Raw genomic sequence first — 24,542 nt, 5'->3', positions numbered from 1 at the left:
AAACCTCTTTTCTGCCGCGGATGCGGCGCATGTAAATCAGAATAAAATTTAGTTCTTGTGTTCTGTAAGCCAGCGCATTGCCGTATAGGCATAAACGGCGCAGCCTTCGGATAATACCGCTTCGTCAAATTTTACTTTCGGGTGGTGCTGTGGATAGCAGTAGCCCTCCTGCGGTGTGCCTGCCGCCAGTGCAAACATAATGGATGGAACTTCCTGGCTTACATAGGCAAAATCTTCGCTTCCGGTGCTTTTCGGTGCTTTGCCTTCACCGGACATCGCATTAAGTGCAGAAGCCGTAAATGCTTTGGAAGGGCCTAAGAGTTCTTTTAAATAGTCTGCGGTGCAGACGGCAAGATCCGGGTTGTTGTAAAGACATGGACAGCCGCTTCCGTAAGTAACCGTCGCGGTGGCGCGGAAAGCTGTGGCAATGCCGGAAGCAATTTCAGAAACACGCTGTTTGATAAAAGCGCGCGTAGATTCATCATAGGTGCGAATCGTTCCACTCATATGGGCGGTATCGGGAATGACATTGGCGGCATTTCCGGCATTAACCGTTCCGATTGTTAAAATAGCCTCATCGGAAAGTCCGAGTTCTCTTGCGTGGATTTCCTGAAGACCTGTGATAATGTGGGCGGCAACGGTAACCGGGTCAACACCGTTATTCGGCATAGAACCGTGACAGCCTTTTCCCTGAATATCAATATAGAAGTAATCGGCGGCAGGCGCACTGACACCGCCGTCGCAGGAAATAACCGTACCGGCAGGCAGAGGAAGTCCTGCCATTACATGAATCATCATGGCGGCATCGACATCAGGATTTTTTAAGACACCGGCTTCGATCATATCGTGGGAGCCTTCAAAAATTTCCTCGGCAGGCTGGAACATGAGTTTGACCGTGCCTTCAATTTCATCTTCATGTGCTTTTAAAAGGCGTGCGGCGCCTAACATCATTGTAGTGTGCATATCATGACCGCAGGCGTGCATTTTGCCGTTGGTGGAGGGAAAAGAAACATCGGCTTCTTCCTTCATTGGCAGGGCATCCATATCGCCGCGGATTAAAAAGACTTTGCCGTCTTTTTTTTTGCCTGCCAGTGCGACAATGCCGGATTTACCGCACATCTGTGGCTCGTAGCCCATGGAAATGAGTTCCTGCTTTACATAATCAACGGTTTCCTGAATATCAAAGCCCGTACCAGGGTGTGTATGCAGAAATCGTCTTGTCCGGACAAGCTGTTCCTGATAAGAAGCAGCTTCCTGTAAAAGTGCTGTAGTTGTCATAAGGGACCTCCTTTTTCTATAAAAAACTTATTATGAAGCTGGGGTCAAAAATCCCCGGCTATGATGCCTGTGGATTGTTCCACACTGCAATACGGTGTTGTAATATAGTGCCGTAAGTAAAAAAAGGCGAAGATGTCCAAGGGTTTCGTGGCATCTTCGCTACAGAAAATAATATTACCAATCGGGTAATAGTTTGTCAACAAAATAAAAGAAAGTTTTTTATCTGAAAATTTAAAAATATAAAGCCCGAAAACCCGTTGACGGTTCACCACAAAAAGCGTAAATTGAAAGTGATGAATAATAAAGTAGAGGACCTGTAAAATGTATCTTGCAATATGTGATGATGATATACTGTTGTGTGCCAATTTAAGAAGAAAGCTGGCGGCATTTGATACCGGCGGAAACAAACTGTTTGTGGACGAGTATCATTCAGGGGAAGAACTGTTAAAGGGTGCCTGTCGGTGCAATTATGATGCGGTATTTCTGGATTTATATATGGAAGGCATGTCGGGATTTGATACGGCAAAGGCATTAGCCGAAAGAAAAAGCGAAGCCCGGATTATTTTTCTGACATCGAATGAATCGCTCGTATTTGACAGCTTTGAGTACCAGCCGTTTTATTTTTTAAGAAAAGAAAACTATACGGAAGTTCTGCCAAAGGTTATGGCGAGGCTGAAAACGGTTTTAAATCAGAACGGAACCTTTTTACTGGACGGTAAAAATGAAAAGGAATCCATTGCCGTCAGCAGTATCTGTTATGTGGCAAGTGATAAGCATAACGTTGTTATTTATACCACCAAATACAGTTACGAGGTGCGAAAGACCATGACGGAAACTTTAAAACAGCTTGAACCGTATGATTTTGTCAGAATCCACAAGCAGTATCTTGTAAATTTAAAATATGTGAAAAAGGTCAATATGCGGGACGAAACTGTTTTGTTAATGAATGATACGGTTCTGGACATGAGCAGGCGGTGTAAGGATACGGTGCTGGAGCGTTTCACGCAGTATCAGCGCAACATGAACGGAGCGGTATAGATGAATACAACACTGATTAATGAAAATATGTATCAACTGCTGCTGTCGGCAAAGGACAGCGTGGGGATTCTGCTGTTCCAGATGATTATGCTTGAAATGGCACTGCTGTTTATCCGTACAATCAGAAATGATATACAGCGGCGGCGCACGGGAAATGAAAACGGTTATAAAAAGGACACGTTTTTGGGAAACCGCGGTAACTATATGGTATGTGTGGCGGCGGCATTTCTGGTGCTGACGGCGGCAAATCAGTTGATTGTTGCAAAGGGACTTGCCATATACATGCTGGTGCTTTCAGAGGGCGTTGTACTGGGCGTGCTTACAGGGGTATTGACCGGCGGGAATATCAAAAAAGCGATGGTTACGACTGGTGTTTTGACTGTGGCGGCAGGAATTGCCTGCGTCTTAGGAGAACGGTTTTACAATGGAGCGGAGGACAGTGTGATGTTATCCGCCGCATTTATTGCATTTTTGGAATTTGTGCTGGCAGATGCACTTGTTAAAAGAGAGCTGTATCAGCTTCACCCAAAAGAATTGGGACTGCTGGCTCTCACGATTCTGATATGCGCGGCAGTATCGGCAGGGATGCTGTCGGACAGGGTGCCAGACCGTGGCATGGGAACAATCGTAGTGGCAGGTGTTTTGTTAAATGAAAGCTTTCTGATTGTCTTGTTGTGCCGTATTAAGTCCATGCAGAAAAATGAGCAGGCGGCGGAAAAAGCATTGCAGGAGAGCGCTTACCAGAAACAGTATATGGACAGCGTGGCAGTGCTTGACGAGCATGTCCGCAAAATGCGCCACGATTTAAAAAATCACGTCAACACCCTGAATATGCTTCTTTCCGATGAGGAACACGGTCAGGAGCGGGCAAAGCAGTATCTTTTGGAATATGTCCGTCAGACTGCGGCATTACAGGAATTTGTAAAGACGAAAAACAGCGTGGCGGATGCGGTGTTAAATGCGAAGCTGATGTACTGTAAAGAGCAGGATATTCCGGCGGTGATTTCGGTGGATAAGAATATTCGTGGATTAACCCAGACGGAATTATGCTGTGTACTCGGAAATCTTTTAGACAATGCGATTGAAGCCGAGTTAAAGCTTTCCAAGGCACAGAGAAAGATTGAAATAAAGATTGTCATGATAGAAGAAGTATTGGACATTTTGATAAGAAACCGCATTGCAGAGTCGGTTTTACAGGATGTACAGAAAGTAAAAAATATTGGTACAACCAAGCAGGATGCAGAAAATCACGGCTTTGGCTTGAAAAATGTCCGGGAAATTGTAAAAAAATACGACGGATTTATGGATCTGTATGAAGACAGTGGCTGTTTCTGCGTGCATATCCGAATATAAAACCGTTCGTGCCATAAAAGTGACCGCTTGTGCCGCCCCCTCTTGTTAGAAGATAACAGGAGGGGGTATATTTGTTTTAAGAAAATGCCAGAGCGTGTCAGCAATTTCAAAGAATCCGGTATCGGTAATTTCAATTTTGCAGGCGGGCATAAAAAAATAAAGGAGAAGGTTATGAAAAGAAAAAAGTGGGAAATGCCGGGGGTTAAGGCAGGGAGCAGGAGAGCCGCTGCAGTCACACTTACGGTACTGCTGGCGGCAGTCTGCGGCGGCTGTGGGAATCAGTATTCGGTGGAAGATGCCGTAAGCCGCGATGAAAAATTTACGCTGGTGGGAGATGCAGGCGAGGCACAGACCAAGGATTTAAGTCAGGCGACAACCACGGCAATGATAGCACATGAAGAACCGACGGCGTATCAGTTTAACGGCAAAAAGGTAAACGTAACAGAGGTTGGAATGGGAGAAACAAAGCTGTATGGCGGCTTTGAAATGACCGTGCTGAATGCGTGGAAGCTCGGTAATACCCTGACCCGGTTAGATGAAATTGAAAACGGCGATGCCACCTTTAAAAACTGGCTGGTTATAAGCCGCGAGTTAAATGAAGACGGCTCATCGTCCAAGAACAATCACCAGTATGTTGCGGTCAAGGTCCGTATGAAAAATGTATCCGGTGGGAATAACAAAAAGCTGGAAATGAGCGGGACACTGGTGAATAAAGATGGTGAGAATTTATTCCAGCGGATTTCGTTTGCGGAAATAATAGGATTTGATAAATGTCCGTATTTAAAACGTCCCGAAGAATTGCATAAGGACGCATACTTTTATAACTTTGCACAGGATGAGGAAATAGAAACCGTAATGGTATACCAGTTGATAAATACACCGGGTGTTTTAAGAGATGTATATATGTATTCGGGCATTGGCGGAATCGGCGGTACAGACGGTGTCAACTCGATTGCAGACGGCAGTTATATGTTCCGGCTGGATATCGGGGAAGGGAATTAGAAAGCAAAAAGGAGAAACATTGTGAGAGAGCAGTTTCATACAGAATGGGAAAGAGCCGTAAAAAATAAAATGATGTGGATTGCGGTTTTTATAGGCTGTCTGCTTGCCATAGCACAGACGGTATTTGAAGCTTATCCGTATGCCAGAAATCCGTTGATATTTTACAGAGGCAGTGACGGACAACCGGCAAGCCTTTTTATGTACTGGTTCGGATTAAATTCGGGCAGTCCGTATAAAGTGACTTTTTTAACGATTTTTCCGGTGCTGGCGATGATGCCGCATGCACTGTCGTATCATCTGGACCGGAAAGGCGGTTATATTAAAAATGTGTATACCAGAACGAAAAAAATCAATTATCTGACGGCAAAGTATCTGGCTGTTTTTTTAAGCGGCGGTCTGACGGTGCTGTTTCCGTATCTTGTCAGCCTGCCGGTGACCGCCTGTATGCTTCCGGCATTGACACCAATCCGGAACGGACAGTATCTTTCGGCAACAGAGCTGTTTTCATCGATATTTTATACCAAACCGTTTGCCTACATTGCCATTTATATGGTGATTACATTTTTTTACGGCGGAATTTTTGCGACAACGGCTCTGGCGGCGGCAAGCATTGTAGATAATATATTTCTGCTGGGAATGGTTCCTTTTTTAATATGGTATGGTTTTACAACGGCATCAAATTTTGTGGGAAGAAAGTCGGGAATTACGGTGGATCTCATCTGGCTGCTGGATATGAGCCACGGCGCGATACTGCATAAGGAAACCGTTTTTGTGACCGGAGCGGTTGTCGGCGTGATTACGGCGATTATATATTTTGTAAACGGGGTGAAACAAGATGCATTATAAAAGGAAACAAATTTCAAAAAAGAAAATGATGATCAGAAGCGTGGCAGTGCTTGCGTGTCTTATAACAGCGGCGGTTATGGGATATTTTATCCGGGATATTAACAGGCGTTTTCCAAACCCTTCGGTCTGTGAGCAGTATACAAAGGATTCACCCGCAATGCTTGACGGTCTGGAGATTACACCGCTTTCGACACACATTTATTCTTATGATGAATATCGTGAGCGGTATCCCGATTCGCTCGATGCGGGAGAACATGCTAAGGACTGGAAGGTGATTGTGTATAAGCTGGCATTTCGCAATACGACAGAGAAGGAACTGCGTTTTGAGGCGGATTCATTTTTAGCCGTTGCACAAAACAGCGGATTTCACAACGGTGTGTCACAGGAGAACCGAAAGAAAAATCAGACGATACAGCCCGGAGAGGTGCAGGAGATCGAATTGTCGTGTACTGTAACGGAGATTCTTATCGGGAAAAAGTGGTTTCAAAAATTAGAGGAGGAGACGTACACGCTGGTTTACTGGTGGTATCCGGTACAAAAAGAACTGGTGTTTACCAATGAATAAAAAAACTTTACAGGGGAATTGTGTCAGCGGAGCGTGTCTAAAAAAAATGGGGAAAGGGGAGAAGAAATTTTGAAAAAATTTGTCAACGGCTGGCTGGATACCGGACTTTTGTGGTTTTCGGCAGTGCTTATTCCGGTCTGGCTTATGGTTATTTTTAAAACGGCGATGTCGGAGCCGGACGCGGTGTACTGCATGAGTGATATATACAGCTATGCACATGAAAAGGGATTAATTATTTTTTTATTGTTGTCCCAGCTTTTTATTATCAACCATATTAAATATGAAATGCGTGCGGCGGTGCTGGTGCGTAAAAAAAGCATGAAAAGTTTTTGGCTTTCGCTGTGTAAAAAGATTTTTTTACAGGCGGGACTGTTTGTACTGTATGTGTTTGTACTGGTAACGGCATACGGCGTGACACATTTCCAGTGGAAATGCAACTGGCGGGAGCTAAACAGCAATGCGTATGCACAAATGCAGCGTCCGGTGGAATTTGAAGTGGCGGCGTGGCAGACGGCAGGCATTTTTCTGATTGTGCTGTTTGCGGAAATTACCGTTATGGCAATGATGATTGTCCTGCTTTGGTGGAAGCTGTCCCAGCCGGTCTACGGTTATGCGGTAATGATGGTGCTGTTTACACTGGAAAAGCGGATGACACCGGCACCGGTCAATATCTTTTTCCTGCGCATGTGTTTTCCTTGCACAAGGCTCTATTATCAGGGGATTCGTGCGGGCGATGAGATACTTTTTCCGCTGTGCTGTGTGGCGGCGGCATTTGTACTGGGACTGTTTTTGATGCGAAGAAAAAATATGTTAAAGAAAGAGGCAGATTAATGAAACAGCAGATTAGGGCGGAATTAAAGCAGGGAATTGTCAGGCAGTGGTATCTGTACATTCTGCCGTTTGCGCTGGGAGCGGTCAGCACGGCAGCATTTTTAAACCGGTATGCGCTGTTGGAAGCATGGACAGGAGAGCTGCGTGCAGCATCATTTGGGGACTGCTTCGCTTACATTTTCCGCGGTATGCAGGAGTATATTCCGAATCAGCACCAGCCGTTTGAAGTGCCGGTATTATTTTTACTGATAAATATTCTGCTTGCGGTGCTGATTGGCGGTTATGCGGCCGGAGAGCTGCACGGAACGGGGCTGAATAAGCTGGTGCGCTGTCGAAGAAGGTCCGATTGGTGGATTTGCAAATGTATCTGGAATGTGATAAGTGTCCTTGGATATTATGCGGCATTGATTGCGGGAGCGGTTACGGCGGCGTTTATTGCTTCGGTAAAACCGGGCGGTGCGGCATTTTTTTCAGGGATAGCACCGCACAAAGAGGTGGTTGTAAAACTGCTTTTTTGTGAAAATCCTGACAAACTAAATGACAAAATGCTCTGCTGTATGGTATTTGTGCTTCCGGTGCTGACTTCCATGGCGGTATCGCTTTTTCAGATGACAATCGAATTTATCCTACAGCCGTGGGTCAGTTTCATGGTACTTATGACAAACTGCGTATTTTCCGCATTTTTTATGAAAGGGTGCTGGCTGGGGAATTATATGATGCTCTACCGTATGAAACCGGTCAATGCAAACGGTGTGGACTGGCAGACCGGCATTTTGATAAATCTTTTAGTCATAGCCGCAAGCATAACGGCGGGGGTATTTCTTTTTGGCAGATATGACGTACTAAACAAAAACAGCATGAATAAGTAATGACGGTGAATTTTAACCGGGCAAAGGAGTGGGAGAAAAATGAATACAATCGAAATCAAAAATCTGAATAAAAAAATTAAAGGGGCAGAGGTTTTAAAAGATATTAATTTACATCTGGAGGGCGGAAAGGTTTATGGATTAAAGGGAAAGAACGGTTCGGGAAAGACAATGCTTATGCGTGCCGTCTGTGGACTGATTCTGCCGACCGGCGGAAGCATTACCATTAACGGGGAACAGCTTGGAAAGCAGATTTCATTCCCGAGAAGTGTCGGGATTCTGATTGAAAATCCTTCGTTTATTCCGGGGTATACGGGACTTAAAAATCTTTCGGTGCTTGCTGCAATCCAGAAGCGTGTCGTGGAAGATGAAATCCGGGAAACGCTTGAAAAGATTGGCTTAGACCCGGACGATAAGCGCACCTACAGAAAATATTCGCTCGGCATGAAACAGCGGCTCGGCATTGCTGCCGCTGTCATGGAAAATTCGGACATCGTCATCTTGGATGAGCCGATTAATGCCTTAGATGAAAGTGGTGCCAAACAGGTGCGCACGATTCTAAAGGAACAGAAAGAGCGCGGCGCCGTCTGTATCATTGCCTGTCACGATTCCGAGGAATTAAACTTTTTATCCGATGAAATCATCGAAATCGCCGAAGGACGAATTGTGCCGCAGGCGTCACAAAGCTGCCATTAGCGTAGCAGTCTGATTATAGCTTCATAAATCCCGACATCATGCACGCGCCTTTTGCACCTGCCTCTAAAACACCCGGAAGTCTGTCCGGTGTCATGCCGCCAATGGCATACACGGGCAGACAGGTGTTGTCACAGACTTCTTTTAAAAAGGCAAGTCCGCGTCCGGCAAGTCCTGCCTTACATTCCGTTTCATAAATATTTCCTGCAAATACATAGTCTGCACCAAGCTTTTCAGCAAGGCGGACATCATCTACAGAGTGTACCGAAGTGCCAATCTGTGCAAAATCCGATAAAAGTCCCGCTTTGCGGTATGTTTCAAGCTGTGACAGCGACAGCTGGATATACGGGTGATTTAACCGGTGTGCCGATTCAAGAAAGGAATGTAAAATCAGTTTCTTATTATAATGCGTACAAAGTGTGATACAGTCTTTGGCAAGTGCTTCATAAACTGTTTCTTCTAAATCCTTTTCCCGCAGTACAATGGCGGATACATTTGTTGCCGCGATTATTTCCACCTGCGCTAAAAAGCGGTGATAGGATACACTGCCCGGAATGAAATCCAGGGTGTCGGAATCCGGCGGTAGCAGATGGTGGTTGGTAATGGCGATAAAAGCACTGTAATCAGTCATGGACAGCTCCTTCCTAAAGCGGTTTTTGGGTTCTTTAAAAATACTACGTTGCGTAAAGCTATGGAATATGATACCATAGCAATAATGAGTTCTCAAGTTTGTACGTGAAAAATCGGTTAGAAAGTACAGGATGACAGAAGCCCTGTAACTGCATAGAATGAAAGTGCGGTATAAAATCCGGCATAGAGGGGAGGAAATCTGTCAGGAGAAAGCCGCATTTTCGTCAGATGATATTTTGAGAATCAAATAAATAACAGCGAAAATGTCTTTAGCGGCAGAATCGCACAGAAATGGAGCAGATATGGAATATACAATATTTCAGTACATTTATTTTTTCTTCCTATATTCATTTATCGGATGGGTATTTGAAGAAGTGCTGGCGGCATTTAAGTACGGCAGATTTGTCAACCGCGGGTTTGTCAACGGACCGCTCTGCATGAAATACGGCTTTTGCATGATTGTGATTTTAACCGATGTCAGTGATTTGATGGATAATCCTTTTTTACAGTTTGTCATGTGTTTTGTGATTATCACGGTCATTCAGTATGTGGCGGCGGCACTTGTACGCAAAATCACAGGACACCGCCTTTGGGACTATTCGGGACATAAGTGGAATTTAAACGGCTATGTAAGTGTCCGGACATCACTGTTCTGGTCGGTGACTGCCATGCTTTGTATCTGGCTGGTGCATCCGTTTTTATACATTTTATATGAACTGCTTCCGCTGCGGGTGCTGAAGGTGCTTGAAGTGGTACTGCTGGTTTTGTTTGCGGTGGACGTTTTAGTGACGGCGGCGACCATGCTCAAGTGGAAAATACAGGGCAATGTTTATGATACGGTGGCGGCAGGACTTGAAAAGACCAAACAGAGTATCGGGGAAAAACTCATTTTCATGATTCAGAAAAGAATGTACCGCGCTTTTCCGGAAATGGAACATCAGGAAAAGTCCGAAGCAGACGGTTTTGGAAAGCCGGTAAACAGAGTGTTTGCAAAGGGCTTGTGCTTTGATAAGCTGTTTTGGATATTCTTTATCAGTGCGCTGGTCGGGGACTGGATTGAAACGGTGTTTGTGTGGGCGACTTCCGGGGTGCTTATGAGCCGAAGCAGTCTTTTATACGGAACATTCAGCATTGTGTGGGGACTTGGCGGCGCGATTGCGACAGGTCTTTTATATTCCCTGCAGAAAAGAAATGACCGTTATATTTTTATCGCAGGATTTTTCATGGGTGGTGTGTATGAATACAGCTGCAGCGTGTTTACGGAAGTGGTGTTTGGAACGACGTTCTGGGATTACAGCCATATGCCGTTTAATATCAACGGGCGGATTAATCTGCTGTTCTGCTTTTTCTGGGGTGTGCTTGCCATTGTGTGGTTAAAGCTTTTGTACCCGGCAGTCAGCAGGGTGATTGAAAAGATTCCACCGGTAGCGGGAAAAGTACTTACGTATATTTTAGTATTTGCAATGGCGCTGGATATGCTGATTTCGTCCGTGGCATTAATGCGCTATGTAGACAGAAAGCAGCAGGCCGGCGCGGATACGGCAGTGGAGCAGTTTTTGGACCACACCTATCCGGACAGTTTTATTGAGTGGGTATATCCGAATATGAAAATAACGGATTAAAGAAATGGAGGAAGTGTATGTTAGAAGTAAAGGGGCTGAAAAAGACATTTAAAATGTCGAAAAAGCAGCAGAAAATCGAAAAGACAAAAGAAAAAATCAAAGTGGCGGTAGCAGACGTTTCATTTGATGCGCGTCCGGGAGAAATCCTTGGAATCCTTGGCGCAAACGGCGCCGGAAAAACCACAACGCTCAGAATTTTAGCATCAGTTATTAAGGCTGATGAAGGTCAGGTGTGTTTAGACGGTGCGGACATTACAGGCAATCTTATGGATTACCGCAGACATATCGGATTTTTAACGAGTGAATTAAAGCTTGAGGATTACTTTACACCGAATTATCTGTTTGACTACTTTTCAAAGCTGTACGGTGTCGGGGAAGAACAGGCAGCACAGCGTAAAAAAGAGCTGTTTGAAAAATTCGGTATTGATAAATTTGCAGAGGTTAAGGTTGCCGATATGTCAACCGGTATGAAACAGAAGATTTCACTGGTCATTTCCATTGTACATAACCCGGATATTATTATCTTTGATGAACCGACCAACGGACTCGATGTTATTACGGAACGGATTGTGGTGAACTTCTTAAAGGAGCTGCGCGAACAGGGCAAATGCATTATTATTTCCAGCCACATTTTCAGCCTGATTGAAAAAATTTGTGACCGTGTGGTCATTATTATCCGTGGTAAATCCGTGTGCTGTGATACGCTGGAAAATGTTATGGCGGGACAGCCGTTAGAAGACCGGTTCTTTGAACTGTATGAAAATATGGAGGGTAAGGCAGATGAATAATATTTTTACAATCATGAAAAAGGAACTGTTCCGGTATCTTTCGGATAGGCGTATGCTTCTGACAACGATTCTCCTGCCGGGACTGATGATTTATATTGTGTATTCGATTATGGGGCAGGCGATGTCGAGCCAGTTTGAGGTCAAAGATGATTATAAGACATCGGTATTTATGCTGGATACGCCGCAGAGCTTAAAGCCGGTATTTGACAGCTTGAATCTGGATTACCGGGATGCGGATAAATCTATGGATGAGATGAAAATGCAGGTGGAAAATCAGGATTGTGATTTGATTGTCATATTTCCGAAGGATTTTGAACAGGCAGTGGCAGCTTACGACAGCATGACGGCGCAGACCCCGGCACCGCAGGTTGAAATTTATTATAATTCCTCAAAGACCGAATCGGCAAGCGGTTACAGCATGATTACAGAGGTTTTAAACCAGTACGAAAGCAGCATGATTAACAAGTTTGATATTAACGCAAATGCAGACGGCGGGTATGACCTGGCATCGGATAAGGATATTACGGGAAAAATCTTCTCCATGCTGTTCCCAATGCTTCTGATGACGTTTATTTTCAGTGCATGTACGTCCCTCGCACCAGAGTCGATTTCAGGGGAAAAGGAGCGCGGCACGCTTACCACACTGCTTGTAACACCGGTACGCCGCTCTGAAATTGCGATTGGAAAGATTCTTGCCCTTAGTATCCTTGCACTGCTGAGTGGTCTGTCAAGTTTTACGGGAACGGCATTGTCCCTGCCGAAGCTTATGGCAATGAGCGGTGACGACGTAGGGGTGAATGTTAATGTCTATCATGTACAGGACTATGCGCTGCTGTTAATGATTGTGCTGTGTTCGGTACTGCTGATTATTTCATTGATTTCAGTCGTATCTGCATATGCAAAAAATGTGAAAGAAGCGGGGACATATGTATCGCCGTTAATGATAATTATAATGATTGTGTCAATCAGTACGATGTTTGGAAACGGAACGCCGCAGGAAAATTACTGGTATCTGATTCCGATTTACAACAGCGTGCAGTGCATGAGCAGTGTCTTTTTATTCTCGGTCAATGCCGTGCATGTAATGATTACCTTTGTATCCAATCTGGTTTATGCGGGAATTTTCGTATGGGTACTGACAAGAATGTTTAACAGCGAAAAGATTATGTTTTCTAAGTAAAAATAAAATGCAGGAAAACGCAAGGAGGTTGTAAAGCTTTGCGTTTTCCTGCATTTTTTATAATTTTTTATAAGTTTAGCTGTTCCGGCTTAAAGTGGGCGGGACCAGCGGCCGGAAGCGCCACACGGAAGCACCAGTCCGTTAGAGGATACCGGAAGTCCGACCTCCTGTGAATCAACCTGTCCGTCAAATGCCTTTAATTCCGTAGAAAGCATATAGGAAAGCACAGCAGGCTGTAAGCCGGTGGTGTAAGAGTTAATCAGGAAAAACAGCGGGTCATCGGATAACAGCTGTGCGCACAGTTGAATCAGCGGATAAACGGATTCTTCAATTTTCCAGATTTCACCCTTCGGACCTCTGCCGTAGGATGGCGGGTCCATGATAATACCGTCGTAGTGGTTGCCGCGGCGGATTTCACGCTGGACAAATTTAACGCAGTCATCGACAATCCAGCGGATTGGCTTGTCAATCAGTCCGGAGGATGTTGCATTTTCCTTTGCCCATGCAACAATGCCTTTGGAAGCGTCAACATGGGTGACATGTGCACCGGCAGCAGCTGCGGCAAGGGTTGCACCGCCGGTATAGGCAAAGAGATTTAATACCTTTACCGGCTTATCCGGATTTTTCTTTACCTTTTCGGAAATCAGATGTCCAAACCAGTCCCAGTTGGTTGCCTGTTCCGGGAAAATACCGGTGTGCTTAAAGCTGAACGGCTTTAAATTAAACGTCAGCGGCTGTTTAAAGGACGGACTTTCATACTGAATCTGCCACTGCTGCGGCAGGTCAAAGAACTCCCATTCACCGCCGCCCTTGCTGCTGCGGTGGTAATGTCCGTTCATTTTACGCCAGCCTTTTTCTTTTTTTGGTGTGTTCCAGATAACCTGCGGGTCGGGTCTTACAAGCAGGTAAGTTCCCCAGCGTTCCAGCTTTTCGCCTTCGGAAGTATCAATGACTTCGTAATCTTTCCAGTTATTTGCAATAAACATATATAAAACCTTTCTTTCCTGATGTATATGGGCTGAAGTCCGGCAAGCATTTATGCAGACCCGGACGGATTTTTGCCGTCTGCCATAGACATCATAAATAATCGCTTATGAATGTTTATTTATCATATCATAAAGGTTTGATGGTGACAATCCCACGATATGTGAATATGGGGCAGAATTTTGAGAGTGCGTAGTGTAAATTGATTTAGGGCAATCAGAATTTGGAGCTGTTGTGCGGAGATCAGTCTATATAATAGGTAGAAACATCTCAAATCCATGCGGAAAAGTTGCAAAATAACGGGGTAATCAGTATAATAACATCATATTTGCAGAAAAAATGACAAAAGGGAATAAAAGTACACCCTGGAATGGAGGGAAAATGTTTCAGAATTACAAAACGAAAACCTTGAAAAAAGATATTTTATCAGGAATTATTGTAGCCCTGGTATCAATTCCGATTTCAATGGGATATGCGCAGGTTGCCGGGCTGCCGGTTGTATATGGCTTATACGGCTCACTGCTCCCGATTCTTGTATTCAGTCTGATTACTTCATCGCCGCAGTTTGTATTTGGTGTCGATGCAACACCGGCGGCACTGGTCGGTGCGACACTGGCTTCACTTGGCATTGTAACAGGCTCAGGAGAAGCAATCAGGCTGGTGCCGGTCATTACGCTGGTGACTGCCGGGTGGCTTCTGCTGTTTTACATCGTGCGCGCAGGCAAGCTGGTGAGTTACATCTCAACGCCGGTTATGGGCGGATTTATTTCCGGTATCGGCTGTACGATTATTTTAATGCAGGTGGCAAAGCTGTTTGGCGGTTCGGCAGGCACGGGAGAACTTTTTGTCCTGATTGCCCATATCTTAAACCAGCTGCAATATTTTAACCTGTTATCGGCGGTGCTTGGCATTGGTACGATTGTGATTATTTTAACAGCAAAAAAATATGTCCCGAAGTTTCCAATGTCGGTGGTATTAATGGCAGTGGGAGCTGCACTGACTGCCGTTTTCCATATTGACCGGTATGGGGTGAAGCTTCTGCCGCAGGTATCGGCGGGACTTCCAAAACTGGCATTTCCCGATGTCAGTGTGCTGGGTGAAAATACAGGGGATATTCTTTTGCTGTCTTTTACCGTGGCACTTGTTATTGTGGCACAGACATTACTTGCCAGCAGTAATTATGCGTTAAAATACAATTATAAAATCAACAACAATCGCGAGGTGCTTGCCTATGCGGCGGGCAATTTTGCCGGAGCGCTGGTGGGATGCTGCCCGATTAACGGCAGTGTGTCAAGAACCGGCATCGGCGACCAGTTTGGCGCACGCTCGCAGGTGATGTCTTTATCGGCAGCATTTACAATGGTACTGGTACTGCTGTTTGGCACAGGGCTGTTACAGTATCTTCCGGTTCCGGTGCTGACCGGTATTGTTATCTGTGCGCTGATTGGCATTCTGGAATTCGGACTTGCAAAGAAGCTTTGGAAGACGAATAAGCAGGAATTCTTAATATTTATGGCAGCGTTTTTTGGTGTTCTGATTTTTGGAACGATTTACGGTGTTATTATTGGCGTGATTTTATCGTTTATTGCAGTAATTATCCGCGCAGTAGTGCCACCGAAAGGATTTCTTGGCATGATTCCGGGACAGGAGGGCTTTTATGCATTGAAAAGAAACCGCAATGCCCACCCGGTACAGCATACGGTAATTTACCGTTTTTCGGGCAATCTGTTTTTTGCCAATATTGACACATTCCAGAATGATATTGAAAATGCGATAAAAGAAGATACCAAACAGGTGATTGTCGATGCGAGCGGAATCGGAAGCATTGATATCACAGCCGCAGACCGCCTTGTTATTTTAAACAGAAATCTGCGTGCGAAGGGAATCCGCTTTTATCTGACAGAGCATGTAGGTGCGGTCAACGACCAGTTAAGGGCTTTTGGAGCGGGGAGTCTGGTAGAGGAAGGCGTTGCAAGAAGAACCATTTCACTTGCACTGCGTGATGCGGGTGTGGATAAGCCGTATCCGCTGGAAAATGAAAACGGACTGAATATGAAATATGCCTTTGTGGAGGCGCAGGAGCGGCTCGCGGAATTTGAATGGGCATTTGGGAATGATGCGGAAGAAAAAATGGAACAGATTGCGATAGAGATTGCCCGGCAGATTACAGCTGCAAATGAACATAGTGCAGAGACACTTAAAAAAGCAGAAAATCACGTATCATGGGGCCGTATCGGTTTGTATGACGAAGAAGAGCTGCTTGACCGTCTGGAAATGCATTTGTCTGAAATGGCACAGAACAACCCTGAAAATGAAAGTGAGATTGAAGAGCAGATTGAACAGCGAAGAAGTATTGTTGAATTAAAATTACAGCATATCAATCCCGAAGCACTCCGTATGCTCAAGCAGCACCGCCACGAACTGGCAATGCAGTTTAAAGAACGCAATCCGAAAGCCTACGCGCATATGCTGGAACGCAGAAAAGAGCATATCCACAGGTTGACCAAGACCAATCCCGAACTGGCGGCAAAGCTGCGGGAATTATACGGTGAGAATGGAGAAGAATCATGAATATATTAAATGTAGAAAAAGTAAGCAAAACCTATGGAGAAAAACAATTGTTTGACGAGGTGACACTCGGTGTCAACAAAGGCGACAAAATCGGTGTTATCGGTGTCAACGGCACGGGAAAATCTACATTTTTAAAAATTATTGCGGGCCTGGAGGAAGCCGATGCCGGACAGGTTGTAAAGGGCAAGGGCGTAACGGTCGCTTATCTGGAGCAGAAGGCGCAGTTCCCGGAAAAGGATACGATTCTTGGCTACGTCCTGCGTGGTAAACAGCACAGCAGTGAGGCGGAAGCGAAAACAATTCTTACAAAGCTTGGCATTACGGAATTTGATAAAGATATTCATGCGCTTTCCGGCGGGCAGAAAAAAAGAGTTGCGCTGGCAAAGACACTTGTAGAACCGGCGGAGGTACTGATATTAGACGAGCCGACCAACCATTTGGATAATGAAATGGTCATCTGGCTGGAAGATTATATCCGCCAGTTTAAGGGTGAGCTGCTGATGGTAACGCATGACCGTTATTTTCTTGACAATGTTACCAACCGGATTGTGGAACTTGACCGCACGCATTTATACAGCTACGATACGAATTATTCGGGTTTTCTGGAGTTAAAGACCCAGCGTGAGCAGATGGAAATGGCGACCGAAGAAAAGCGGCAGAATATTCTGCGTCGTGAGCTGGAATGGATCCGCAGGGGCTGTCAGGCGCGTTCCACCAAACAGCAGGCAAGAATTGACCGTTATGAGGATATGAAGGAAGCGTCCAGACAGGCACGTGCCAGCTTTGAAAAACAGGCAATGGAGATGAACTCGGTCACATCGCGCCTCGGCAAAAAGACGATTGAACTGGAAAATATCACAAAAGCCTATGACGGCATTACGTATATCCGTGATTTTTCATACATATTTTTAAGAGATGACCGTATCGGTATCATAGGTAGAAACGGCTGTGGAAAATCGACACTGATGAAGATTATCACAGGACAGATTCAGCCGGACTCCGGCACGGTTTCAATCGGTGAAACGGTAAAAATCGGGTATTTCATGCAGGAGAATGAACCGCTGGACGAAAAAATGACGGTGCTTGAATATGTAAGAAGCATCGGCGAATATGTGACAACGGCAACCGGCAAGGCGACAGCGTCCCAGATGTGCGAGCGTTTTTTATTTACGCCGAAAATGCAGTGGACACCGATAGAAAAGTTATCCGGTGGTGAAAAGAGAAGACTCTATCTGCTCAGTGTCTTAATGAGTGCGCCGAATGTACTGATATTAGATGAACCGACCAACGATCTGGATATTGAAACGCTGGAAATACTCGAAGACTACTTAGACGGCTTTGCAGGCATTGTCATTACCGTATCGCATGACCGTTATTTTCTCGACAGAATTGTGGATCGTATTTTCGCATTTGAGGAAAATGGTATCCTGCACCAGTACGAAGGCGGATTTAGCGACTATTACGAAAAGTCCGGAGGTATGCAGGCAAAACAGGCTAAGATTGCGGAAAAGCCGAAGGGTAAAAAAGAATACAATAAGGACCGCGAGAAAAAACTCCGCTTTTCTTATAAGGAACAAAAAGAATACGAAGTGATCGATGAAGAAATCGCCGCGCTGGAACAAAAAATTGCTAAGCTGGATAGCGAAATAGAAATGGCTGCAACACAGTACAGCCGTTTAACGGAGCTGACACAGGAAAAGAGTGAACTGGAAGAACAGCTGGAGTTTAAGATGAACCGCTGGGTGGAATTAAATGAACTGGCGGAGCTGATTGAACAGCAGAAACAAAAATAAAATGATGCAGCAAAATACCATCAGACAAATTTTGACAAAAATACCTCCATATGATAGACTCAAATATGTATAATTTATAAAAAAATTATAACGAAAAAATAAACTACGGAGGGAAAGAAATGTTTTGTAAATTTTGTGGTAAAGAGCTTCAGGACGGAGAAGTATGTGGATGCGCAGGCAGCCAGCAGGCAGCCGCAGCACAGGCACAGCAGACATCCGGTGCAGCACAGGCAGCAACGGATCAGATGAGCGGTCAGGTTAATGCCGGTCAGGCAGATGCAGCGGGTGCACAGGGGACGCAGTTTAATACGGCACAGATGCAGCAGAAGGCAAACGAGTATATGCAGCAGGGTATGGAAGCGGCAGGAAATGCATGGAAGAACCTGCTTGGCATCTTTAAGTCACCGGCACAGGAAGGCCGTGCTTATGTGGCAGAGTCTGATATGACAGTGTCACTGATTCTGATTGTGTTACAGGCAGTCATTGCCGGCTTGTTCGGATTAATCTGCACCACCAGAATCAATGCAGCTTTTTCAGGGATTACTTCATATTTTTCATCGAATAAGTATCAGGTATCCAATGCAAAGGGATTTTTTGTTACATTGATTTTTTCAGTTGTTTTATCAGCAGTGTTTGCATTGATTTTCTTTGCAGCAGGCAAGATTGTAAAGGCAGATATTGATTACAAAAAGGCGCTTGCAATTACAAGTGTAAGAAGTGCTGCAGTGATTCCGTTTATGCTTGCAGGCTGTGTTCTGTTATTTGTTAATCCGGGCATAGCATTTGCAGTATTCTATCTTGGCAATATTTTGGCAATCTGCTTTGTATATGCTGCAATGACAGGAATCTGTGAAGAAAATAAGCTTTCTTATATGATTGCAGTAAGCGTAATCGTATTTGCGGTTGTGGCAGTCGTTATCATGAGCAAAGCTGTGGGACTGTATGTACCGTCAGGTATTAAAAGCTTATCAAGCCTGAGCAGCCTGATGAGTATGTTTTACTAATCCGGAAAGAAATATAAAACGGATTTCTTCTATATATAATAGGTAGAAATTTGAAAAAATGACAACAGGGTGATTGTTCTTAAAAAAGAACAATTATCCTGTTGATTTTATTAGTATAGTCGTGTATACTAGCAATTGCTGTGACATTGATAGCTGTGAAGCGTGAGGTTGCTGCGATACAATCGCAGGTTTTCCGTGGAGCGAATGTCAAATAATTCTGGCGACAAGTCACTGTACAATATCATCTGTAAATGAATAAGATGACCCGTAGGTTCACAACGTCCTAAGAGATATTGTGATACGCGTGGGAGTGTGTACAGTCACCGCTTGTCGTACTTAAATCTAGAAAGTGCGAAGGAGGCGACTTTTTTTATGGCAAATCAGGTAATTAGAATTACACTGAAGGCTTATGATCATCAGTTAATCGATCAGTCAGCAAAGAAAATCATTGAAACTGCTAAGAAAACAGGAGCACAGGTAAGTGGTCCGGTACCTCTTCCAACAAAGAAGGAAGTTGTTACAATTCTTAGAGCTGTTCACAAGTACAAGGATTCAAGAGAACAGTTCGAGCAGAGAACACACAAGAGACTGATTGATGTATTATCTCCATCTCAGAAGACTGTAGATGCTTTATCTAAGTTAGAGATGCCGGCTGGTGTGTTTATCAACTTAAAGGTAATGAACTAATCATTACAGACATTTTTCATTATTAGAGCAATAATCCTAAGGGTTTAATATAGAAGCAACTTATGCAACGCATTCATTTAAGGAATGCAACATGCAGCACAGTGGTGCGGGTTCCACTTATATTGGCTGTTCTAGGATGACAGGATGCGCTGTGCGGACATTTAAAGCGAGCATATTCATCTTGTCCGCTGTAGATTAAACAGGAGGAAAATCAATGAAGAAGGCAATTTTAGCTACAAAAGTCGGAATGACTCAAATCTTCAACGAAGACGGTGTTTTAACACCTGTAACTGTTCTTCAGGCTGGTCCTTGTGTTGTAACACAAGTAAAGACAGTAGAAAACGACGGTTACGATGCAGTTCAGGTTGGTTTTGCTGACATTAGAGAAAAGTTAGTAAACAAGCCTGTTAAAGGACATTTTGATAAGGCAGAGGTTCCTTACAAGAGATTCTTAAGAGAGTTCAAGTTTGAAAATGCTTCAGAATACTCAGTAAAGGATGAAATCAAAGCTGATATCTTCGCAGCAGGCGATAAGGTAGATGCAACTGCTATTTCAAAGGGTAAAGGTTTCCAGGGCGCAATCAAGAGATTAGGCCAGTCAAGAGGACCTATGGCTCATGGTTCTAAGTTCCACAGACATCAGGGTTCAAACGGATCAGCAACAACACCTGGTAGAGTATTCAAGGGAAAAGGAATGCCTGGACATATGGGTTCTAAGAGAATCACAATCCAGAATCTTGAAGTAGTAAGAGTTGATGTTGAAAACAACGTAATCTTAGTTAAGGGTGCAGTACCTGGACCTAAGAAATCATTAGTAACACTGAAAGAAACAGTAAAGGCTGCAAAGTAGTTTTTGCTAAGGAAGGAGGACCACACAGATGGCAAACGTATCTGTTTACAATATTGAAGGCAAGGAAGTTGGCTCAATCGAATTAAACGATGCAGTATTTGGTGTTGAAGTAAATGAACATCTTGTACACATGGCAGTAGTTAACCAGCTTGCAAATAATCGTCAGGGAACACAGAGCGCAAAGACACGTTCAGAAGTTTCTGGTGGCGGAAGAAAACCTTGGAGACAGAAGGGAACTGGTCATGCAAGACAGGGTTCTACAAGATCTCCACAGTGGACAGGCGGCGGCGTCGTATTCGCACCAAAGCCAAGAGATTATTCATTCAAGATGAATAAGAAGGAAAAGAGAGCAGCTCTCTGCTCAGCATTATCATCAAAGGTTGCTGAAAGCCAGATCATCGTTCTGGATGAGTTCAAGCTTGATGAAATCAAGACAAAGAAATTTGTTGAAGTTATGAATAACTTAAAGGCATCTAAGGCTTTAGTTGTTCTTGAAGGTGAAAATAAGAATGTTGTTCTTTCAGGAAGAAACATTCCGACAGTAAAGGTTACAGCTACAAACGAAATCAACACATACGATGTATTGAAGTATGAAACATTAGTTGTAACAAAGGCTGCTGTAGAAAAACTCGAGGAGGTATATGCATAATGGCAAACGTACAGTATTTTGATGTAATCCTCAAGCCGGTTATTACAGAAAAGTCAATGGCAGATATGGCTGAAAAGAAATATACATTCCTTGTACATCCGGAAGCTAACAAGTCTATGGTTAAAGAGGCTGTTGAAAAGATGTTTGAAGGAACAAAGGTTGCTAGAGTTAACACAATGAACAGCATTGGCAAGAAAAAGAGAAGAGGCAGAACAGTAGGTACTACTGCGAAGACTAAGAAGGCCATTGTATGGTTAACAGAAGACAGCAAAGATATTGAGATTTTTGAAGGTCTCTAAAATAAAGCAGCGTTAAACGTGTAGAAAACAATATTACACACTCGAAAGGAGAGAATATAATGGGAATTAAATCATATAACCCATATACACCTTCCAGAAGAAATATGACTGGCTCAGATTTCTCTGAAATTACAAAGTCAACTCCTGAGAAGTCATTACTTGCTTCTAAGAAGAAGACTGCTGGTCGTAACAATCAGGGTAAGATCACAGTAAGACACCACGGTGGTGGAAATAGACAGAAGTACAGACTTATCGACTTCAAGAGAAATAAGGAAGGCGTTCCTGCAAAGGTTATCGGTATCGAATACGATCCGAACAGAACAGCAAATATCGCATTAATCTGCTACGCAGATGGTGAAAAAGCATATATCCTTGCACCACAGGGATTAACAGACGGCATGACAGTTATGAACGGTGCTGAAGCTGAAATCAGAGTTGGTAACTGCTTACCGCTTTCAGCTATTCCTGTTGGTACTCAGGTTCACAATATTGAATTATACCCTGGTAAGGGCGGACAGATGGTTCGTTCTGCCGGAAACTCAGCTCAGTTAATGGCTAAGGAAGGAAAGTATGCAACATTAAGACTTCCTTCTGGCGAAATGAGAATGGTTCCTATCGTATGCCGCGCAACAATCGGTGTTGTAGGTAACGGTGACCACAACCTCATCAATCTTGGTAAAGCCGGACGTAAGAGACATATGGGTATCAGACCTACAGTTCGTGGTTCTGTCATGAACCCGAATGACCATCCACACGGTGGTGGTGAAGGTCGTGCACCGGTTGGTCGTCCAAGCCCGATGACTCCTTGGGGTAAGCCTGCTATGGGACTTAAGACTCGTAAGAAGAAGAAACAGTCTAACAAGCTTATCATAAGAAGAAGAGACGGTAAGGCAATTAAGTAATTGAATTTTAACAAGATTATTAAGGAGGTTTGAACCTATGGCTCGTTCACTTAAAAAAGGACCATTCGCTGATGAAAGCTTACTTAAAAAGGTAGATGCGATGAACGCTTCTAACGATAAGCAGGTTATTAAGACATGGTCACGCCGTTCAACAATTTTCCCATCATTTGTTGGACATACAATCGCAGTTCATGACGGAAGAAAGCATGTGCCTGTATATGTTACAGAGGACATGGTAGGCCATAAGCTCGGTGAGTTCGTTGCAACAAGAACATACAGAGGACATGGCAAAGACGAGAAGAAGAGTAGATAATTCAATATTTGAAAGGAGGTTTTAATCCATGGCAAAAGGACATAGATCCCAGATAAAGAGAGAGAGAAATGCTGTTAAGGATACAAGACCAAGCGCAAAGTTATCTTACGCTAGAGTATCAGTTCAGAAAGCGTGTTTTGTATTAGATGCGATCAGAGGAAAGAGCGTTGAAGAAGCACTCGCTATCGTAATGTACAATCCAAGATATGCTTCATCATTATTAGAGAAGTTAATCAAATCAGCAGCAGCAAATGCTGAAAACAATAATGGTATGGACCCAAGTAAGTTATACATTGAAGAGTGCTATGCAAACAAAGGACCTACAATGAAGAGAATCCACCCAAGAGCACAGGGTAGAGCTTACAGAATCGAAAAGAGAATGAGCCATATCACAGTAATTCTGAATGAGAGATAATTCGAGGTATCAATGTGTGTTATGTGCTTTGCCGCATAACATACACCCTCGGGTAAAACAGAAAGGAGATTTACATGGGACAGAAAGTTAATCCTCATGGTTTGAGAGTCGGCGTTATCAAAGACTGGGACTCAAAATGGTATGCAGAAGACAACTTCGCAGATAACCTTGTAGAAGATTATAACATCAGAAAATTCCTCAAGAACAAGTTATATGCAGCAGGAATTTCAAAAATTGAAATAGAGAGAGCTTCAGACAGAGTTAAGATTATCATCCACACAGCTAAACCGGGTGTTGTTATCGGTAAGGGTGGTGCTGAAATCGAAGCACTTAAGAAGCAGGTTGAAAAGCTTACATCTGCTAAGAGATTAAGCATCGACATCAAGGAAGTAAAAAGACCGGATAAAGACGCACAGCTTGTTGCAGAAAATATTGCACAGCAGCTGGAAAACCGTATCTCTTTCAGAAGAGCTATGAAGTCCTGCATGGGCAGAACAATGAAGCAGGGTGCTAAGGGTATTAAGACATCTTGTTCAGGTCGTCTCGGCGGTGCTGATATGGCTCGTACAGAGTTCTATAGCGAAGGTACAATTCCTCTTCAGACACTCCGTGCAGATATCGATTATGGTTTTGCAGAAGCTAACACAACTTATGGTAAAGTTGGTGTTAAGGTATGGATCTATGAAGGTGAGGTACTTCCAACAAAGACAAACAAGGAAGGGAGCGATAAGTAATGTTACTACCTAAGAGAGTGAAACATCGTAGACAGTTCCGTGGTTCAATGGCTGGTAAGGCTACAAGAGGCAACAAGATTACAAATGGTGAATATGGTATCGTTGCAACAGAACCATGCTGGATTAAGTCAAATCAGATAGAAGCAGCCCGTATTGCTATGACACGTTATATCAAGCGTGGCGGTAAAGTATTTATTAAAATTTTCCCAGATAAGCCGGTAACAGGTAAGCCTATCGGTGTTCGAATGGGTAAAGGTAAAGGTAACTTGGAGTGCTGGGTAGCAGTAGTTAAACCTGGACGTGTAATGTTTGAAATTTCAGGTGTCCCTGAAGAAACTGCAAGAGAAGCGTTACGTCTTGCAACACACAAACTCCCTTGCAAGTGTAAGGTGGTTTCACGTGCAGACTTAGAAGGCGGTGATAACAGTGAAAATTAATAAATATGTAGAAGATTTAAAGGCAAAATCAGCTGCAGAATTAAACGAAGAATTAGTAGCTGCTAAAAAGGAACTTTTCAATTTAAGATTTCAGAACGCAACAAATCAGTTGGAAAATACAAGCAGAATCAAAGAAGTAAGAAAGAATATTGCTAGAATCCAGACTGTAATTGCTCAGAAGAATGCATAATTTATTCCTAAGAAAGGAGAAT

Annotated in this window: 27 protein-coding genes; 24 read left to right on the top strand and 3 right to left on the bottom strand. The window is 43.9% G+C overall.

All coding sequences use genetic code 11. From position 1 onward, the window contains the following. Nucleotides 1–48: 48 nt before the first annotated feature. Nucleotides 49–1,278, bottom strand: coding sequence for a M20 metallopeptidase family protein (locus WMO37_RS04825; protein WP_349154409.1), 1,230 nt, complete (start codon nucleotides 1,276–1,278; stop codon nucleotides 49–51). 321 nt (nucleotides 1,279–1,599) lie between these two features. On the opposite strand from WMO37_RS04825, the gene WMO37_RS04820 reads away from it, so the two are divergent. From WMO37_RS04820 to WMO37_RS04785, 8 genes are all read left to right on the top strand, one after another. Further along, entirely contained in the window at nucleotides 1,600–2,316 is a 717-nt protein-coding gene (locus tag WMO37_RS04820; protein WP_349154408.1) for a LytR/AlgR family response regulator transcription factor, read from the top strand. After that, nucleotides 2,317–3,669: a sensor histidine kinase gene (locus tag WMO37_RS04815; RefSeq protein ID WP_349154407.1), complete on the top strand. Its 1,353-nt coding sequence runs from the start codon at nucleotides 2,317–2,319 to the stop codon at nucleotides 3,667–3,669. It abuts the gene before it with no gap. 171 nt (nucleotides 3,670–3,840) lie between these two features. Then, nucleotides 3,841–4,671: a hypothetical protein gene (locus WMO37_RS04810; RefSeq protein WP_022432649.1), complete on the top strand. Its 831-nt coding sequence runs from the start codon at nucleotides 3,841–3,843 to the stop codon at nucleotides 4,669–4,671. 21 nt (nucleotides 4,672–4,692) lie between these two features. After that, complete coding sequence (locus WMO37_RS04805; protein ID WP_022432650.1) at nucleotides 4,693–5,517, top strand: hypothetical protein; 825 nt, start codon at nucleotides 4,693–4,695, stop codon at nucleotides 5,515–5,517. Next, nucleotides 5,507–6,082 carry a DUF5028 domain-containing protein gene (locus tag WMO37_RS04800; RefSeq protein ID WP_349154406.1) on the top strand — a complete coding sequence of 192 codons (576 nt, stop codon included), beginning with the start codon at nucleotides 5,507–5,509 and terminating at the stop codon, nucleotides 6,080–6,082. The genes WMO37_RS04805 and WMO37_RS04800 overlap by 11 nt, the downstream gene beginning before the upstream one ends. Before the next feature lie 69 nt (nucleotides 6,083–6,151). Next, nucleotides 6,152–6,913, top strand: a complete 762-nt coding sequence (locus WMO37_RS04795; protein ID WP_022432652.1) for a hypothetical protein — start codon at nucleotides 6,152–6,154, stop codon at nucleotides 6,911–6,913. Beyond that, the gene (locus tag WMO37_RS04790; protein WP_022432653.1) at nucleotides 6,913–7,782 is read left to right on the top strand and encodes a DUF2705 family protein; all 870 of its coding nucleotides are present in this window, start codon (nucleotides 6,913–6,915) and stop codon (nucleotides 7,780–7,782) included. Before WMO37_RS04795 ends, WMO37_RS04790 begins: the two co-directional genes overlap by 1 nt. Before the next feature lie 39 nt (nucleotides 7,783–7,821). Then, on the top strand, nucleotides 7,822–8,475 hold the full coding sequence (locus tag WMO37_RS04785; RefSeq protein ID WP_349154405.1) for an ABC transporter ATP-binding protein: 654 nt from the start codon (nucleotides 7,822–7,824) through the stop codon (nucleotides 8,473–8,475). A 13-nt stretch (nucleotides 8,476–8,488) separates the two neighbouring features. On the opposite strand, the gene WMO37_RS04780 is transcribed toward WMO37_RS04785, so the two are convergent. Beyond that, on the bottom strand, nucleotides 8,489–9,103 hold the full coding sequence (locus tag WMO37_RS04780) for a thiamine phosphate synthase (protein ID WP_022432655.1): 615 nt from the start codon (nucleotides 9,101–9,103) through the stop codon (nucleotides 8,489–8,491). Between the two features lie 301 nt (nucleotides 9,104–9,404). On the opposite strand from WMO37_RS04780, the gene WMO37_RS04775 reads away from it, so the two are divergent. The 3 genes from WMO37_RS04775 to WMO37_RS04765 are packed head-to-tail and all read left to right on the top strand — an operon-like array spanning nucleotide 9,405 to nucleotide 12,692. After that, entirely contained in the window at nucleotides 9,405–10,724 is a 1,320-nt protein-coding gene (locus WMO37_RS04775; protein WP_022432656.1) for a putative ABC transporter permease, read from the top strand. Between the two features lie 17 nt (nucleotides 10,725–10,741). Continuing rightward, complete coding sequence (locus WMO37_RS04770; RefSeq protein WP_022432657.1) at nucleotides 10,742–11,512, top strand: ABC transporter ATP-binding protein; 771 nt, start codon at nucleotides 10,742–10,744, stop codon at nucleotides 11,510–11,512. Further along, nucleotides 11,505–12,692, top strand: a complete 1,188-nt coding sequence (locus WMO37_RS04765; RefSeq protein WP_349154404.1) for an ABC transporter permease — start codon at nucleotides 11,505–11,507, stop codon at nucleotides 12,690–12,692. Before WMO37_RS04770 ends, WMO37_RS04765 begins: the two co-directional genes overlap by 8 nt. An 89-nt stretch (nucleotides 12,693–12,781) precedes the next feature. Here the strand turns inward: WMO37_RS04765 and WMO37_RS04760 are convergent, their stop codons facing one another. Then, the gene (locus tag WMO37_RS04760; protein WP_022432659.1) at nucleotides 12,782–13,678 is read right to left on the bottom strand and encodes a class I SAM-dependent methyltransferase; all 897 of its coding nucleotides are present in this window, start codon (nucleotides 13,676–13,678) and stop codon (nucleotides 12,782–12,784) included. 379 nt (nucleotides 13,679–14,057) lie between these two features. Here WMO37_RS04760 and WMO37_RS04755 point away from each other — a divergent pair, with 379 nt between their 5' ends. The 13 genes from WMO37_RS04755 to rpmC all read left to right on the top strand — a co-directional run bounded on the left by WMO37_RS04755 (nucleotide 14,058) and on the right by rpmC (nucleotide 24,520). Next, nucleotides 14,058–16,247, top strand: a complete 2,190-nt coding sequence (locus WMO37_RS04755) for a SulP family inorganic anion transporter (RefSeq protein ID WP_349154403.1) — start codon at nucleotides 14,058–14,060, stop codon at nucleotides 16,245–16,247. After that, on the top strand, nucleotides 16,244–18,040 hold the full coding sequence (locus tag WMO37_RS04750; protein ID WP_349154402.1) for an ABC-F family ATP-binding cassette domain-containing protein: 1,797 nt from the start codon (nucleotides 16,244–16,246) through the stop codon (nucleotides 18,038–18,040). Before WMO37_RS04755 ends, WMO37_RS04750 begins: the two co-directional genes overlap by 4 nt. A 119-nt stretch (nucleotides 18,041–18,159) precedes the next feature. Then, a complete protein-coding gene (locus tag WMO37_RS04745; protein ID WP_022432662.1) occupies nucleotides 18,160–19,044 on the top strand; it encodes a YIP1 family protein in 885 nt (294 codons plus the stop codon). Nucleotides 19,045–19,416: 372 nt separating this feature from the next. After that, on the top strand, nucleotides 19,417–19,731 hold the full coding sequence (gene rpsJ, locus WMO37_RS04740) for a 30S ribosomal protein S10 (RefSeq protein ID WP_012738571.1): 315 nt from the start codon (nucleotides 19,417–19,419) through the stop codon (nucleotides 19,729–19,731). Nucleotides 19,732–19,945: 214 nt separating this feature from the next. Next, entirely contained in the window at nucleotides 19,946–20,581 is a 636-nt protein-coding gene (gene rplC / locus WMO37_RS04735; RefSeq protein WP_012738572.1) for a 50S ribosomal protein L3, read from the top strand. Nucleotides 20,582–20,609: 28 nt separating this feature from the next. Further along, complete coding sequence (gene rplD / locus WMO37_RS04730; RefSeq protein WP_022432663.1) at nucleotides 20,610–21,230, top strand: 50S ribosomal protein L4; 621 nt, start codon at nucleotides 20,610–20,612, stop codon at nucleotides 21,228–21,230. Further along, nucleotides 21,230–21,529 carry a 50S ribosomal protein L23 gene (rplW, locus tag WMO37_RS04725; RefSeq protein ID WP_022432664.1) on the top strand — a complete coding sequence of 100 codons (300 nt, stop codon included), beginning with the start codon at nucleotides 21,230–21,232 and terminating at the stop codon, nucleotides 21,527–21,529. The genes rplD and rplW overlap by 1 nt, the downstream gene beginning before the upstream one ends. A 59-nt stretch (nucleotides 21,530–21,588) precedes the next feature. Next, nucleotides 21,589–22,431, top strand: coding sequence for a 50S ribosomal protein L2 (gene rplB / locus WMO37_RS04720; RefSeq protein WP_022432665.1), 843 nt, complete (start codon nucleotides 21,589–21,591; stop codon nucleotides 22,429–22,431). A 37-nt stretch (nucleotides 22,432–22,468) separates the two neighbouring features. Further along, nucleotides 22,469–22,744: a 30S ribosomal protein S19 gene (gene rpsS, locus WMO37_RS04715; protein ID WP_022432666.1), complete on the top strand. Its 276-nt coding sequence runs from the start codon at nucleotides 22,469–22,471 to the stop codon at nucleotides 22,742–22,744. Between the two features lie 28 nt (nucleotides 22,745–22,772). Then, on the top strand, nucleotides 22,773–23,159 hold the full coding sequence (gene rplV, locus WMO37_RS04710; protein WP_022432667.1) for a 50S ribosomal protein L22: 387 nt from the start codon (nucleotides 22,773–22,775) through the stop codon (nucleotides 23,157–23,159). Nucleotides 23,160–23,233: 74 nt separating this feature from the next. Beyond that, the gene (rpsC, locus tag WMO37_RS04705) at nucleotides 23,234–23,893 is read left to right on the top strand and encodes a 30S ribosomal protein S3 (RefSeq protein ID WP_022432668.1); all 660 of its coding nucleotides are present in this window, start codon (nucleotides 23,234–23,236) and stop codon (nucleotides 23,891–23,893) included. Continuing rightward, complete coding sequence (gene rplP / locus WMO37_RS04700; RefSeq protein ID WP_022432669.1) at nucleotides 23,893–24,330, top strand: 50S ribosomal protein L16; 438 nt, start codon at nucleotides 23,893–23,895, stop codon at nucleotides 24,328–24,330. The genes rpsC and rplP overlap by 1 nt, the downstream gene beginning before the upstream one ends. Then, nucleotides 24,320–24,520 (top strand): 50S ribosomal protein L29, encoded by a 201-nt coding sequence (gene rpmC, locus WMO37_RS04695; RefSeq protein ID WP_022432670.1) that lies wholly within the window; start codon nucleotides 24,320–24,322, stop codon nucleotides 24,518–24,520. The genes rplP and rpmC overlap by 11 nt, the downstream gene beginning before the upstream one ends. Nucleotides 24,521–24,542 lie beyond the last annotated feature (22 nt).

Origin of the sequence: Lachnospira intestinalis, assembly GCF_040095895.1 — a bacterium.
Lineage (GTDB): Bacteria > Bacillota > Clostridia > Lachnospirales > Lachnospiraceae > Lachnospira > Lachnospira intestinalis.
Note: the sequence above shows the minus strand (reverse complement) of the source record. Positions and strands in the feature narration are given on the sequence as shown.